Here is a 14,988-nt window from a genome sequence, read left to right as displayed (position 1 = left end):
TCTCCTTTAGTGACTATAGTTTGGCCAACCCACCAAGGACTATAAACCTAAACTGCACAAGGAGAATTAAAATGGCTATTCCAAATCTCAAAATTCAAAATGACACTACGCCAGGGCCGCTATTTAAAAAAGCTGGAACTTTTTACCGCAGACCTGGATCAAGGTGTTGGCGGCGATTATATTTATTCTGGATATCAACAACTACCGGGACAGTCAGTCACCGTAATTCTAGTTAAAGCCTATGACTCCCCTCAGAAAAACTCAATCTCGGGCTGGGAATGGTCTCCCATAGACCTAAACAGTGGCGCCAAAGGAAAGTACATCTATATGTACTGGCAAATTGATGGTCAGGACCCCGCCATTACTGAACTCCTGTTTTTACCCACTGATCACAATGAACCTACAAAATTGATTGCTATAAACACGCAGGTGGTGACCTGAATGAAGGTGCGGGTGGTCCTTATATTTGGGCATACTACTCGAATAGCATCGAGCCAAGTAGCGTAGCAAAAGCACATTGTGATAGAGCTTATACCTATTTGCTTATTTAAGTGAATTATTTTGAGGCGAGTAAATAGGGTCGATAACACCGTTCTCGCGTCCTGCTATCGCTGTGGCACCTACGTCCAAGTAGGCGAGGCAAAAATTTGTGAACCTATGTTTAAGGTATAAAGTTATAAATGAGAAATTCTTAACGCTGTTAGCGCCCTATTTGCCCCTTCAAATAGACCAGGTGTTAAGTGAAATTAGTATTAAAGTGCAATTGGTATAAGAAGGTCACGATTAGCTTTTCGCTTTGTATTGCTTAGCGTCAAAGGCTAGATCAAAAAAGGCGCCCTGAGGCGCCTTTTTACAAAGCAGGTAAAGTGATTACCAGCCTGCTTTTTCTTTCAGTGCAGAACCGATCTCAGCAAGTGAGCGAACGGTCTTAACACCAGCAGCTTCTAGTGCAGCGAACTTCTCGTCAGCTGTACCTTTACCACCTGCGATGATCGCACCTGCGTGACCCATACGCTTACCTGGAGGCGCTGTAACACCTGCAATGTAAGAAACAACTGGCTTAGTCACGTTGTGCTTGATGTATTCTGCCGCTTCTTCTTCAGCAGTACCACCGATCTCACCAATCATTACGATTGCTTCAGTCTTAGGATCGTTCTGGAACATTTCCAGTACGTCGATGAAGTTAGTACCTGGGATTGGGTCACCACCGATACCTACACAAGTAGACTGACCGAAGCCAGCGTCAGTAGTTTGCTTAACCGCTTCATAAGTCAAAGTACCTGAACGGGATACGATGCCTACTTTACCAGGAAGGTGGATGTGACCAGGCATGATACCGATCTTACACTCGCCCGGAGTGATAACACCTGGGCAGTTAGGACCAATCATGCGAACGCCAGTTTCTTCCAGCTTCACTTTAACATCAACCATATCAAGTGTTGGGATGCCTTCAGTGATACATACGATTAGCTCGATACCTGCATCGATCGCTTCAAGGATAGCGTCTTTACAGAATGCAGCTGGTACGTAGATTACAGATGCAGTTGCACCAGTAGACTCTACCGCTTCACGTACAGTGTTGAATACTGGCAGACCCAGGTGAGTTGTGCCGCCTTTACCAGGAGAAACACCACCAACCATTTGCGTACCGTACTGGATAGCTTGCTCAGAGTGGAAAGTACCCTGGCCACCAGTGAAACCCTGACAGATTACTTTAGTATCTTTGTTAATTAGTACAGACATTATTTGCCCTCCGCAGCAGCAACTACTTTCTCAGCAGCGTCAGTTAGAGACTCAGCTGCAATGATGTCAAGGCCAGAGTTAGCTAGTACTTCACGACCCGCTTCAGCGTTAGTACCTTCAAGACGTACAACTACTGGTACGTTTACGCCAACTTCTTTAACCGCACCGATGATACCTTCTGCGATCATGTCACAACGAACGATACCGCCGAAGATGTTAACTAGTACAGCTTTAACGTTGTCATCAGAAAGGATGATCTTGAACGCTTCAGATACACGCTCTTTAGTTGCGCCGCCACCTACGTCAAGGAAGTTAGCTGGCTTACCGCCGTGCAGGTTTACGATGTCCATAGTACCCATCGCTAGGCCAGCACCGTTAACCATACAACCTACGTTACCGTCTAGTGCAACGTAGTTCAGCTCGAAGCTTGCTGCGTGAGCTTCACGCGCGTCTTCTTGTGAAGGATCGTGGAATTCACGGATCTTAGGCTGACGGAACAATGCGTTGCCGTCTACACCGATCTTGCCGTCAAGACAGTGCAGGTTACCTTCGTCAGTGATTACCAGAGGGTTGATCTCTAGTAGTGCAAAGTCGTGGTTGATGAACATGTCAGCAAGACCCATGAAGATCTTAGTGAACTGCTTAACTTGAGTTGGGTTCAGACCTAGTTTGAACGCAAGCTCACGACCTTGGTAAGCCTGAGGACCGACTAGTGGATCGATCTCAGCTTTGTGAATTAGTTCTGGTGTGTTGTGAGCAACTTCTTCGATCTCAACACCACCTTCAGTTGATGCCATGAACACGATTTTACGTGAAGCACGGTCAACAACAGCACCCAGGTATAGCTCATTTGCAATATCAGTGCAGCTTTCTACTAAGATTTTAGCAACTGGCTGACCTTTCTCGTCAGTTTGGTAGGTTACCAGGTTTTTGCCTAACCAGTTTTCAGCAAATGCGCGGATCTCGTCTTTGCTGTCTGCTAGTTTTACACCGCCCGCTTTACCACGGCCGCCAGCGTGTACTTGACATTTTACAACCCACTTGTCACCACCGATTTTACCAGCAGCTTCTACAGCCTCTTGAGGCGTGTCACAAGCGTAACCCTCTGATACAGGTAAACCATATTCGGCAAAAAGTTGTTTTGCCTGATACTCATGCAAATTCATGATGCTTTATCCAATTTTTTATACTAAAAAAGCTGAATATTTATGCAAATAATCAGCTATCCCAAATTGCGCCCATAGTATAGATCTCAAGGCCTTGTATGAAAACCCCAGTAAGACTAATGGCGCAAAAAAAAAGCTGTATGCGGACATAATGCTCACATACAGCTTAATCTTTAATCTAGATGATTAAACGTCCAGAAGCAGACGCGTTGGATCTTCCAGAAGTTCCTTAATTGTAACCAGGAAGCCAACCGATTCTTTACCATCGATTTGACGGTGATCGTAAGATAGCGCCAGGTACATCATAGGCAGGATTTCAACCTTGCCATTGACCGCCATTGGACGCTCCTGGATTTTGTGCATACCCAGGATTGAAGACTGTGGCAAGTTGATGATAGGCGTAGACAGTAGTGAACCAAATACACCACCGTTAGTGATGGTGAAGTTACCGCCAGTCATGTCGTCAACAGTTAGTTTACCGTCACGGCCTTTAAGTGCCAGCTCACGGATGCCTTTTTCGATTTCTGCAACAGACAGCTTATCACAGTCACGTAGTACTGGTGTTACCAGACCACGTGGTGTAGATACCGCGATGCTGATGTCGAAGTAGTTGTGGTAAACGATGTCATCGCCGTCGATAGACGCGTTTACTTCAGGGAAACGCTTCAGTGCTTCTGTAACCGCTTTCACGTAGAAAGACATGAAACCAAGACGGATACCGTGACGCTCTTCAAATACGTCTTTGTACTGCTTGCGAAGGTCCATGATAGGCTTCATGTTGACTTCGTTGAACGTAGTCAGCATCGCCGTTGAGTTCTTCGCTTCAAGCAGACGGTTCGCAATAGTCTTACGCAGACGAGTCATTGGAACACGCTTCTGAGTACGGTCACCCACTGGCGCCGCAGGTGCTGCCGCCGCTTGCGCTGCTGCTGGTTTTGCCGCTGGCGCTTTCAGGAATGCATCAACATCTTCTTTAGTGATGCGACCGCCTTTGCCAGTGCCTTTGATTTGTGAAGCATCAAGACCTTTTTCAGCAATCAGACGACGCACAGATGGCGTTAGCACATCTGCATTGTCATCGCTTGCTGATGCAGCGTCTGCTTGTGCAGCTGGCGCTGCTGCTGGCGCGCCACCGGCAACCAGTTTACCAATCACTTGCTCACCCAGAACGGTTTCACCTTCTGCGTGCAGTTGCTCGCCCATTACACCGTCTTCAGGTGCAACAACTTCAAGAACAACTTTGTCTGTTTCGATGTCTACCAGGTTTTGGTCGCGACTTACCGCTTCACCTGGTTGTACATGCCAAGTTGCAACTGTAGCGTCTGCTACTGATTCAGGAAGTACAGGTACTTTAATGTCCACTTCTTTACCTTCTGCTGCTGGCGCCGCTGCTGGCGCTGCTGTTTGTTCATTTGATTGCGCTGGAGCGGCATCTGACGCGCCCAGCTGTGCGATAACTTGCTCACCAAGAACCGTTGCGCCCTCTTCTTCAGAGATAGCGACGATAACACCGTCTTCCGGTGCAACCACTTCTAGCACAACTTTATCTGTTTCAATATCTACCAGGTTTTGGTCACGGCTTACTTTGTCACCAACGCTTACGTGCCATGTGGCAACTGTTGCATCCGCAACAGATTCAGGAAGAACAGGAACCTTAATTTCGGTCGTCATCTCTAATTCCTTATTTCTTAATAGTTAAAGCGTCAGCAATCAACGCATTTTGTTCTTTTGTATGGGTCGACATGTAGCCACATGCAGGCGCTGCTGCAGCTTTACGACCGGCGTAAGTCAACTTCGCACCACTTGGGATAGCTTCCCAGAAATGGTGTTGTGAACAGTACCAGGCACCTTGGTTTTGAGGCTCTTCCTGACACCATACGAAGTCTTTAACGTGCTGGTAGCGAGCCATGATTTCGTCCATCTCTTTGTGCGGGAACGGATATAGCTGTTCCACACGAACGATAGCGACATTATTCAGCTCTTGCTTGCGACGCTCCTGTAGCAATTCGTAATAAACCTTACCGCTACAGAACACAACGCGCTCGACGTTTTCAGGATTGATGTCATCAATCTCATCGATCATGTTGTGGAAAACACCTTCAGACAACTCATCCAGGCTAGACACAGCCAGAGGGTGACGAAGTAGAGATTTTGGTGTCATAACAATCAGAGGACGACGCAGAGGACGTACTGACTGACGACGTAACATGGCATAAACTTGTGCAGGAGTACTTGGTACACACACTTGCATGTTATGGTCCGCACACAGTTGTAGGTAACGTTCAAGACGCGCAGAGCTGTGCTCAGGGCCCTGACCTTCATAACCATGTGGCAGTAATAAAGTCAGACCACACAGGCGCCCCCACTTTTGCTCACCTGAGCTTAGGAATTGGTCGAATACAACCTGCGCACCGTTAGCGAAGTCACCGAATTGTGCTTCCCATAGTACCAATGAAGTTGGCTCTGCCGTCGCGTAACCATATTCGAACGCCAATACAGCTTCTTCAGACAGAACTGAGTCATATACTTCAAACAGACCCTGATCGTCACGAACGTTTTGTAACGGCAGATAAGTTGAAGCATCAGCCTGGTTGTGCACAACCGCATGACGGTGGAAGAAAGTACCACGGCCTGAATCCTGACCAGTCAAACGAATGTCCGTACCCTGGTCAACCAAAGTCGCATAAGCAAGTGTTTCAGCCATACCCCAGTCAAGTAGCTTCTCGCCACTGGCCATGGTCTTACGGTCGTCGTAGATTTTCTTAACGCGCGACTGAGCTTTGTGATCCGCCGGGTAAGTCGAGATTTTCTCACTCAACTCTTTGAGCTTTTCAACAGGAACACTTGCCTCGTAATCGGTATCCCAGTCATGACCAACATATTTTGACCAATCTGAAGAGTGCTTGGTCTCTGGCTGAATTTCTTCAACCACAATCTGGCCTTTATCCAGACCGTTACGGTAGTCATCTGCCAGCGTTTTTGCTTCATCAGCGCTCAAAACGCCTTCTGCGACCAATCTGTCAGCATAAATCTGACGCGGTACAGGGTGCTTTTTGATCTTCTGATACATCAGCGGCTGAGTTGCATTTGGCTCATCAGCTTCGTTGTGGCCATGACGACGGTAACAAACCAGATCAATCACCACATCACGCTTAAACTTGTTGCGGAAATCAAGGGCAACTTGCGTAACGAACGCAACCGCTTCCGGGTCATCAGCATTAACGTGGAAAATCGGTGCCTGAACCATCTTAGCTATGTCAGTACAGTACTCAGTTGAACGCGTATCTTCCTGGTTTGACGTAGTGAAACCAACCTGGTTGTTCACCACGATGCGGATTGAACCACCCACACCATAAGCGCGAGTCTGAGACATGTTGAATGTCTCTTGTACTACACCCTGACCTGCGATAGCTGAGTCACCATGGATAGTAATTGGCAGTGCTTTAGAGCCGCTCTTACAGTTAAGACGGTCCAAACGTGCACGTACCGACCCCATGACAACCGGGTTTACGATCTCAAGGTGTGACGGGTTAAACGCCAGCGCCATGTGAACGTTGCCGCCCTGCGTTGCGAAGTCTGAAGAGTAACCCATGTGATATTTTACGTCACCAGAGCCCGCTGATTCGCCGTATTTGCCCGCGAATTCGTCAAACAGTACTTGTGGGTTTTTACCCAATACGTTGACCAGTACGTTCAGGCGACCACGGTGTGCCATACCAATGACGACTTCTTCCTGACCACTTTCACCGGCACGATGTACCAGTTCTTTCAGCATAGGAACCAGTGAATCACCACCTTCCAGTGAGAAACGTTTTGCGCCAGGGAATTTAGCACCCAGATACTTTTCAAGACCATCAGCGGCGGTCAGGCCTTTAAGGATCCTAAGCTTAGTTTCTTTGTTGTATTTAGGCTGTGCGAAGGAAGATTCGATGCGCTGCTGTAACCAACGTTTTTCTTCTGTTGAAGTAATGTGCATATACTCTGCACCGATAGAACCACAGTAAGTGGTCTTCAATGCGTTGTATAAGTCTTTTAGTTTCATTGTCTCTTTGCCACTTGCAAAAGAGCCAACGTTATATTCTTTTTCCAGGTCGGCATTGTCTAAATCATGATAGGCCAGGTCGAGTTCACGAACTCGATCACGCTGCCATAGACCCAATGGATCTAAATTCGCGTTTTGGTGACCTCTGAATCTGAATGCATTAATAAGCTGCAAAACACGAACCTGTTTTGCATCTGCCGCACCTTCCGCAGAAACGATTACTTCTCTGTGTTTGTTTTTAGCAAGGTCCGCAAACTGAGATTTGATCTCTGAATGCTTAACATCAACGTCAACGCCTTCTACCTTTGGCAGTTGATCAAACACTTCTCGCCATTCTTCTGGCACTGAAGCCGCATCATCAAGATACGCCTCATATAAATCTTCAACATATGCAACGTTGCCGCCGTATAAGTGCGAAGATTCCAGCCATGCCTTCATCACACCTTCGTGCATTTATTAGCCCTTTTTCTAGCGCAGAAACTTAAACGAAAACAAGATGGCATGCTGAGCATGCCATCTGTAGATTTAAATATGTATTAAACCGAACGATTTAACAACATAGATTTAATGTGTCCGATCGCCTTAGTAGGATTCAAGCCTTTCGGACAAACGCTTACACAGTTCATGATACTGTGACAGCGGAAGACGCTGAACGCGTCATCAAGGTCAGCCAGACGCTCTTCTGTTGCAGTATCACGGCTGTCAGCCAGGAAACGATACGCGTGAAGAAGGCCCGCTGGACCGATAAATTTATCTGGGTTCCACCAGAACGATGGACATGACGTTGAACAACATGCGCACAGAATACACTCGTACAGTCCATCCAGCTTGTCACGCTCTTCAATGCTTTGAAGACGCTCTTCACCACCGGTTGGCTTGTCGTTGATCAGGTAAGGTTTTACCTTTTCATATTGCGTGTAGAACTGGCTCATGTCGATAACCAGGTCACGGATCACTGGCAGACCAGGTAAAGGACGAACAATAATCTTGCCTTTGCCGTTGTTCTGCAATGCAGATAGTGGCGTGATACAGGCCAGACCATTTTTACCATTCATGTTTACACCGTCTGAACCACACACACCTTCACGGCATGAACGGCGGAAAGACAATGTTGGATCTTGTTCTTTCAACATTAACAGTGCATCTAGCACCATCATGTCGCGACCTTCTTCAACCTCCAGCTTGTAATCTTGCATACGAGGTGCTGAATCTACGTCAGGGTTGTAACGATAAACAGATAATTCTAAAGTTGCCATCGCTTAGCTCCTAGTATGTACGTGCTTTCGGTGGGAATGCTTCACGTGTCTTAGGCGCAAAGTTTACTTCACGCTTAGTCATCGTGTCTGACTCTGGGTGATGCAGAGAGTGGCACAGCCAGTTCTCATCGTCACGCTCAGGGAAATCAAAGCGAGAATGTGCACCACGGCTTTCTGTACGGAAGTTAGCAGCAACGGCTGTTGAGTAAGCTGTTTCCATCAGGTTATCAAGCTCTAAGCACTCGATACGCTGGGTGTTGAACTCAGTTGACTTGTCGTCAAGACGCGCAAACTTAAGACGCTCACGGATCTCTTTAAGTTCTTTAAGGCCGTCAGCCATCGCGTCACCTTCACGGAATACCGAGAAGTTAAGCTGCATACATTCTTGTAGATCTTTCTTGATCTGAACCGGATCTTCGCCTTTACCTTTCTCAGATGACTCCCAACGGTTAAAGCGCGCAAATGCCTGCTCAACATCGTCAGAAGATGCGTCACCTGTAGACTCAAAGCCTTGTAGGTAAGTACCCAGGAAGTTACCTGCTGCACGACCAAATACAACCAGGTCAAGCAGTGAGTTACCACCCAGACGGTTTGCACCGTGTACAGATACACACGCGATTTCACCAACCGCGAACAGACCTTCGATGATGCGCTCTTCGCCGTTTTCATTCACGTTCAGTACCTGACCATTTACGTTGGTCGGTACACCACCCATCATGTAGTGACAGGTTGGGATAACAGGAATTGGCTCTTTAGCTGGGTCAACGTGAGCAAATGTCTTAGACAGGTCACATACGCCTGGTAGACGCAGGTTAAGCATTTCTTCACCAAGGTGGTCAAGCTTAAGCTTAATGTGTGTACCCCAAGGACCTTCACAACCACGGCCTTCACGGATTTCAGTCATCATCGCACGAGCAACAACGTCACGACCCGCAAGGTCTTTCGCGTTAGGCGCATAACGTTCCATGAAACGCTCGCCGTCTTTATTCAGAAGGTAACCACCTTCACCACGACAACCTTCAGTTACAAGCGTACCCGCACCAGCGATACCGGTTGGGTGGAACTGCCACATTTCCATGTCCTGCATAGAGATGCCAGCACGAACTGCCATACCAACACCGTCACCAGTGTTAATGTGCGCGTTAGTGGTTGATGCATAGATACGACCTGCACCACCCGTTGCCAATACAACAGCTTTTGACTTGAAGTAAACGACTTCGCCGCTTTCAATATCAATTGCAGTTACACCAACAACGTCGCCTTTGTCATTTTTAACCAGATCGAGCGCGTACCACTCAGAGAAAACGTTAGTCTTGTTCTTAACGTTCTGTTGGTACAAGCAGTGTAGTAATGCGTGACCTGTACGGTCTGCCGCAGCCGCAGTACGTGCAGCCTGCTCACCACCAAAATTCTTAGACTGACCACCGAAAGGACGTTGATAAACACGGCCGTTCTCGAAACGAGAGAAAGGCAGACCCATGTTTTCAAGTTCAGTGATCGCCTCAGGACCCGTTTTGGTCATGTACTCGATCGCATCCTGATCACCAATGTAATCAGAACCTTTTACCGTGTCGTACATGTGCCATTCCCAGTTGTCTTCATGGGAATTACCCAGCGCAACTGTAATACCACCCTGTGCAGATACCGTATGAGAACGTGTAGGGAATACTTTAGAGATCAATGCACAAGTTTTGCCTGACTCAGAAATCGCAAGCGCTGCGCGCATGCCAGCACCACCGGCGCCAACTACAACAGCGTCAAATTCACGAACATTATATTTCACTTAAACACCCCACAATACAAACAGGCCAACAGCAACATAAGCCAGTGCCATCAGATTAAGTACAAAGCCCAGCACAGAACGCATCGTTGAACACTTAACGTAGTCCGTCAGAACCTGCCACAAGCCAATGCGAGTGTGGACCATGATGCATACCAATGTGATGAAAGTTGCCGCTTTAACGGCCAGGTTTGAAAATAAACCTGTCCAGGCTTCATAGCTGATTTCGGGCGTTAGCAGGAAATAGCCAACGATAAACACCGAATAAGCCAGGATGATTAGTGCTGTCGTGCGCAGAGACACATAGTCTTGCACACCGTCGCGCTTCAGAGTTGCTTGATTTAAGACCATATCCACACTCCTGCCAGGATGGCTACGATTACCCACAGCGCCAATGCGATTTTAGCACTGGTGTTGCCCGATTCTAATTCTTCCCAGTGACCCATGTCTTGGATCATGTGACGTACACCGCCAATGATGTGGTAAGACAATACGGTGAGGGTGCCCCACGCGATGAATTTTGCAATAAAGCCAGTCATTAGCTCTTTAACAAATTCAAACCCTTCAGGAGAAGAAAGAGACTCAGACCACGCCCAAATGACAAAGGTCAATGCGAAGAATAACGCAACACCGGTGACACGGTGCAAAATCGACGCTTTTGCCGTAGGTGGCATAGAAATAGTCGTAAGATCTAGATTTACAGGTCTTTGCTTTTTCACAGTTACTTGCCCATCTTGCTCACAAAGGAGCTCATCTACTTGTTTTTATAAAACCACTTGCGCTGCTCGCACAAATGGCACACTCTAGATATACCTGTTTAAACACTGAGCGGTTCACAAAGTGAAAAATGCCAATGTAAAAATAGGTTTACCCACAGACGACACGGTATAAAACCGTAGATAGTATATAAGGCCAAGCGGCCTTTTACAATTCTTGTTTAGATTGAGACGCTTGCGAATTAGCCGATGGTATAATATTTAAACTGCGTAGAATATTTATCATACATTTCTGCATAATTCTCAGAAAAATTGACTTTCCACCCCCATTTTAAGTTAGAATGATCTGAATTTGCTTAACATTAGTATCACAACATAACAATCAGAATATTGTTATTTCATAGGAGATAAATAGATGGCAGATAAGAAAGCCACAGTCCATATCGATGGTCATGATCCGATCGAACTCCCGATCTACTCTGGCACTGCTGGCCAGGACGTAGTTGACGTCCGCACACTTGGCGCTCACGGCTTCTTCACATACGACCCTGGTTTTATGTCGACTGGCTCTTGCGAATCATCTATTACTTATATCGATGGTGCAAAGGGTGTACTACTACACCGTGGTTACCCAATCGAGCAATTAGCAGAGCAATCTAACTACATTGAGCTGTGCTACCTGCTTCTAAACGGTGAATTACCAAACGACGCGCAACTTGAAGAATTTGCAAAGAACATCACGCACAACACTATGTTGCATGAGAAAATTGCGTCTTTCTTCCAAGGTTTCCGTGTAGATTCTCACCCAATGGCAATGCTTTGTGGTGTGGTTGGTGCATTGTCGTCATTCTACCATGACGACCTGGACATCTCAGACGCTGACCAGCGTATGCGTTGTGCAATCAAATTGGTTGCTAAGCTGCCAACGATTGCTGCTATGGCATACAAGTACAACACAGGTCAGCCGTTCGTTTACCCACGTAACGACCTGAGCTACGCTGAAAACTTCCTGCACATGATGTTCTCAGTACCGGCTGAAGAGTATAAGGTGAACCCTGTTCTGGCGAAAGCAATGGATCGTATCTTCATGCTTCATGCTGACCACGAACAGAACGCGTCTACTTCAACAGTCCGTCTTGCCGGCTCTTCAGGTGCTAACCCTTACGCATGTATCGCTGCTGGTATCGCTTCACTTTGGGGTCCTGCGCACGGTGGTGCAAACGAAGCATGTCTGAACATGCTGGAAGAAATTGGCACAGTTGACCGTATCGACGAATACGTTGCAAAAGCAAAAGACAAGAACGACCCGTTCCGTCTGATGGGCTTTGGTCACCGCGTATACAAAAACTTCGACCCACGTGCGACCGTAATGCGTCAAACTTGCCACGAAGTACTGAAAGAGCTGAACATTCAGGATCCATTGCTTGACGTTGCAATGAAACTTGAGCAGATCGCGCTGGAAGACCCGTACTTTGTTGAGAAGAAGCTGTACCCGAATGTTGATTTCTACTCAGGCATCATCCTGAAAGCAATCGGTATTCCGACCAGCATGTTCACTGTGATCTTCGCTATGTCTCGTACTGTTGGCTGGATCTCACACTGGAACGAAATGCTGTCTCAGCCGGGCCACAAAATTGGTCGTCCACGTCAGCTGTACACAGGTTACACTGCACGCGACTACAAAAAAGAAGGCGACAGATAAGCCTCGCTTAACTTACGCTTTTGAAATAGGGTTGCCAGTGGCAGCCCTTTTTTATGCCTCTCGATCAGACAGACTTGCAAGCCACTATAAATCCGGTAAAATCCGCCTGCTCAGGCGCAGTAGGAGACCCTTTTGAACGAAAACCCTTGCACACAACTTCGGCATGATTTCCCCATTTTTGCGGTGTCACTAGATGACCAGCCATTGTGTTATTTAGACTCTGCTGCAACGACCCAAAAGCCGCATCAGGTGATCCAGGCTGTAAAGGAATTTTACCAGTCTCAAAACGCCAATGTACACAGGGGTTTACACACCCTCAGTGAGCAGGCAACGACCGCCTACGAAGCTGTGAGGGGCAAAATTGCGCAGTTTCTGAACGTACAAAGCAGAGAAATCGTCTGGACAAGTGGCGCAACAGCCTCGCTCAATTTAATCGCCTACGGCCTCAGCGAACGTCTGAATAAAGGCGCTGTGATCCTGCTTTCACCTTTGGAGCATCATGCGAATATCGTCCCCTGGCAACTCGCAGCACAGCGCACAGGTGCACGTATTGAGTTGTTGCCAGTGGATGCGCAAGGTATTCTCCAGCTAGAACAAGCAAAAGCCCTGATTGCGAGCCTAAAACCAAAAGTACTGAGCGTCTGTCACGCCTCCAATGCACTGGGTAATATCAATGACGTGGCAGCATTGATAGGCTGCTGCAAGAAATTAGATACTGTTACAGTGATAGATGGCGCACAGTCTTTATTACACCTGCGCCCGGATCTGCAGCAACTGGATTGCGATTTTTATGTCTTTTCGGCTCACAAGGCATTAGGGCCAACAGGCCTCGGTGGCCTGTATGGTCGCTATGAACTGCTGAATGCCCTGCCCGTCTATCAAAGCGGCGGTGAAATGATAGACACAGTCAGCTTTACTGGCACCACCTTTCGCCCGGCACCTGAAAAATTTGAGCCCGGCACGCCCAACATTGCTGGTGTGATCGGCTTTGGCGCAGCCCTGGATTACCTGGTGACGCTTGAGCATGATTCTTTGTTCCAGCACGAACAGGCGCTTTATCGTACTTTAGTTGAACAACTGAGCGACATTGACGGGATCCGGATTTGGGGAGATACCACCCACAATGTCGGCACAGTCAGCTTTAGTTATAAAAATGAACATCATTACGACCTGGCAACGCTACTGAATACCCACGGTATTGCCGTCAGAAGTGGCCATCACTGCACGCAACCACTGATGGCGCATTTGGGCATTGAGGGGACTATCCGAGTCAGCCTGGCGTTTTATAATAATCATCAGGACATCTGTCGATTTATCGCGGCACTGAAAGACACAATCAGCTTATTAGAAGAGTAATTATGGACTTATCACACATAGAGCAGACCCTTGCTCAGCACAGCGCCTGGCAGGGCAAATATCGCGAAATCATGCTACTAGGCAAAGCACTTCCAGCGATGCCTGATGCGCTTAAAACGGAAGCTGCTCTGGTGAAAGGTTGTGAAAGTAAAGTTTGGTTGCACCTGGATCTGGATGAGCAACAACAGAGGCTGGTCCTCATCGCCGATTCCGACACACGTATAGTGAAAGGCTTACTTGCGATTATTCTTGCTTGCTATAACAACCAGTTACCAGAAGAAGCAAAGAAAATTGATGGCTATGAATTATTTAACACTCTTGGCCTAATCAAGCACCTGAGCCCTTCTCGTGGTAATGGCGTTCGCGCGATTGTGGAACGTATTCATCAACAACTTCAGGTGCTGTAATAGCACCTGAATAACCCATTGCGAATTAACCAACTTCCCTCGCCCGCTTGTCCAGATACTTACGGATCGCTTTTGCCGCAGCAAAAAAGCCAAAACTGCCCGTGACCATAGTTGCAGAGCCGAACCCGGTCGCACAGTCCATATTCTTACTGCCATCAGCCATTTGTTTGGCCTTACAGACGCTACCATCACCAGTTGGGTAAACCAATTGCTCTGTTGAATACACACAATCAACAGCAAACTTGCGTTTCGGGTTAGTTGTAAAATTATATTGCTTGCGCAGCAGATATCGGACTTTTGCAAGCAAAGGGTCGTGTGTCGTTTTGGCCACATCCCCATAGCAAATCTGGCTCGGATCAGTCTGACCACCTGCACCGCCAGTGGTGATCACTGGAATTTTTTGTCGCTTACAGTGAGCGATTAGAGCGGCTTTTTCTTTGACGGCATCAATACAGTCAATAACATAATCAAAACCCTGGATATGCGTTTTAATGTTATCCAGCGTGATAAAATCATCTATCACATCGACCTGACAATCCGGGTTGATGGACTGACAACGTGCCTGCATGGCTTCGACTTTAGGCTGGCCTATGGTCTCAGTTTTTGCATGCAGCTGGCGATTGACATTTGTGACACAGATATCATCAAGATCAATGAGGGTAATTTTACCTATGCCGGTGCGCGCCAGTGATTCAGCCACCCAGCTGCCTACACCGCCAATACCTATCACACAGAAGCTGGCTTCGCCAAGCCAGGTTAATTCTGTATTACCATACAAGCGGCCAATGCCACCAAACCTTAAAGATGTATCTTGCGTCAT

General features: G+C 47.4%; 13 protein-coding genes. 4 read left to right on the top strand and 9 right to left on the bottom strand.

Going from position 1 to position 14,988, the window contains the following annotated elements; genetic code table 11:
* Positions 1-99 precede the first annotated feature (99 nt).
* Positions 100-441, top strand: a complete 342-nt coding sequence (locus IY568_RS09660; protein ID WP_194867428.1) for a hypothetical protein — start codon at positions 100-102, stop codon at positions 439-441.
* Between the two features lie 429 nt (positions 442-870).
* Here IY568_RS09660 and sucD read toward each other — a convergent pair whose 3' ends face one another.
* From sucD to sdhC, 8 genes are all read right to left on the bottom strand, one after another.
* Complete coding sequence (sucD, locus tag IY568_RS09655) at positions 871-1,743, bottom strand: succinate--CoA ligase subunit alpha (RefSeq protein WP_010381473.1); 873 nt, start codon at positions 1,741-1,743, stop codon at positions 871-873.
* On the bottom strand, positions 1,743-2,909 hold the full coding sequence (gene sucC, locus IY568_RS09650) for an ADP-forming succinate--CoA ligase subunit beta (protein ID WP_010381475.1): 1,167 nt from the start codon (positions 2,907-2,909) through the stop codon (positions 1,743-1,745). Before sucC ends, sucD begins: the two co-directional genes overlap by 1 nt.
* A 186-nt stretch (positions 2,910-3,095) precedes the next feature.
* The gene (gene odhB, locus IY568_RS09645; protein ID WP_194867427.1) at positions 3,096-4,580 is read right to left on the bottom strand and encodes a 2-oxoglutarate dehydrogenase complex dihydrolipoyllysine-residue succinyltransferase; all 1,485 of its coding nucleotides are present in this window, start codon (positions 4,578-4,580) and stop codon (positions 3,096-3,098) included.
* A 10-nt stretch (positions 4,581-4,590) separates the two neighbouring features.
* On the bottom strand, positions 4,591-7,404 hold the full coding sequence (sucA, locus tag IY568_RS09640) for a 2-oxoglutarate dehydrogenase E1 component (RefSeq protein ID WP_138536452.1): 2,814 nt from the start codon (positions 7,402-7,404) through the stop codon (positions 4,591-4,593).
* 83 nt (positions 7,405-7,487) lie between these two features.
* Positions 7,488-8,207 (bottom strand): succinate dehydrogenase iron-sulfur subunit, encoded by a 720-nt coding sequence (locus tag IY568_RS09635; protein ID WP_010381481.1) that lies wholly within the window; start codon positions 8,205-8,207, stop codon positions 7,488-7,490.
* A gap of 10 nt (positions 8,208-8,217) precedes the next feature.
* The gene (gene sdhA / locus IY568_RS09630) at positions 8,218-9,990 is read right to left on the bottom strand and encodes a succinate dehydrogenase flavoprotein subunit (protein ID WP_010381483.1); all 1,773 of its coding nucleotides are present in this window, start codon (positions 9,988-9,990) and stop codon (positions 8,218-8,220) included.
* Entirely contained in the window at positions 9,991-10,338 is a 348-nt protein-coding gene (gene sdhD, locus IY568_RS09625) for a succinate dehydrogenase, hydrophobic membrane anchor protein (RefSeq protein ID WP_125564284.1), read from the bottom strand.
* Positions 10,329-10,706, bottom strand: coding sequence for a succinate dehydrogenase, cytochrome b556 subunit (gene sdhC, locus IY568_RS09620; RefSeq protein WP_081694265.1), 378 nt, complete (start codon positions 10,704-10,706; stop codon positions 10,329-10,331). The genes sdhD and sdhC overlap by 10 nt, the downstream gene beginning before the upstream one ends.
* 412 nt (positions 10,707-11,118) lie before the next feature.
* On the opposite strand from sdhC, the gene IY568_RS09615 reads away from it, so the two are divergent.
* The 3 genes from IY568_RS09615 to IY568_RS09605 all read left to right on the top strand — a co-directional run bounded on the left by IY568_RS09615 (position 11,119) and on the right by IY568_RS09605 (position 14,168).
* Positions 11,119-12,405: a citrate synthase gene (locus IY568_RS09615; protein WP_125564282.1), complete on the top strand. Its 1,287-nt coding sequence runs from the start codon at positions 11,119-11,121 to the stop codon at positions 12,403-12,405.
* A gap of 132 nt (positions 12,406-12,537) precedes the next feature.
* On the top strand, positions 12,538-13,761 hold the full coding sequence (locus IY568_RS09610; RefSeq protein ID WP_194867426.1) for an aminotransferase class V-fold PLP-dependent enzyme: 1,224 nt from the start codon (positions 12,538-12,540) through the stop codon (positions 13,759-13,761).
* 2 nt (positions 13,762-13,763) lie between these two features.
* Positions 13,764-14,168, top strand: coding sequence for a SufE family protein (locus IY568_RS09605; protein WP_194867425.1), 405 nt, complete (start codon positions 13,764-13,766; stop codon positions 14,166-14,168).
* A 25-nt stretch (positions 14,169-14,193) separates the two neighbouring features.
* On the opposite strand, the gene tcdA is transcribed toward IY568_RS09605, so the two are convergent.
* Positions 14,194-14,988 carry a tRNA cyclic N6-threonylcarbamoyladenosine(37) synthase TcdA gene (gene tcdA / locus IY568_RS09600; protein WP_125564276.1) on the bottom strand — a complete coding sequence of 265 codons (795 nt, stop codon included), beginning with the start codon at positions 14,986-14,988 and terminating at the stop codon, positions 14,194-14,196.

The sequence above is a fragment of the Pseudoalteromonas sp. PPB1 genome, assembly GCF_015356275.1.
Classification (GTDB): domain Bacteria; phylum Pseudomonadota; class Gammaproteobacteria; order Enterobacterales; family Alteromonadaceae; genus Pseudoalteromonas; species Pseudoalteromonas rubra_D.
This window is presented reverse-complemented; position numbering and strand designations above follow the sequence as displayed.

Coding starts and splice junctions, on each gene's coding strand:
- sucA (WP_138536452.1), bottom strand. CDS start 7,404: ATGCACGAAGGTGTGATGAAGGCATGGCTGGAATCTTCGCACTTATAC.
- IY568_RS09615 (WP_125564282.1), top strand. CDS start 11,119: ATGGCAGATAAGAAAGCCACAGTCCATATCGATGGTCATGATCCGATC.
- IY568_RS09660 (WP_194867428.1), top strand. CDS start 100: ATGACACTACGCCAGGGCCGCTATTTAAAAAAGCTGGAACTTTTTACC.
- IY568_RS09635 (WP_010381481.1), bottom strand. CDS start 8,207: ATGGCAACTTTAGAATTATCTGTTTATCGTTACAACCCTGACGTAGAT.
- odhB (WP_194867427.1), bottom strand. CDS start 4,580: ATGACGACCGAAATTAAGGTTCCTGTTCTTCCTGAATCTGTTGCGGAT.
- sdhD (WP_125564284.1), bottom strand. CDS start 10,338: ATGGTCTTAAATCAAGCAACTCTGAAGCGCGACGGTGTGCAAGACTAT.
- sucD (WP_010381473.1), bottom strand. CDS start 1,743: ATGTCTGTACTAATTAACAAAGATACTAAAGTAATCTGTCAGGGTTTC.
- IY568_RS09605 (WP_194867425.1), top strand. CDS start 13,764: ATGGACTTATCACACATAGAGCAGACCCTTGCTCAGCACAGCGCCTGG.
- tcdA (WP_125564276.1), bottom strand. CDS start 14,988: ATGACGCAAGATACATCTTTAAGGTTTGGTGGCATTGGCCGCTTGTAT.
- sucC (WP_010381475.1), bottom strand. CDS start 2,909: ATGAATTTGCATGAGTATCAGGCAAAACAACTTTTTGCCGAATATGGT.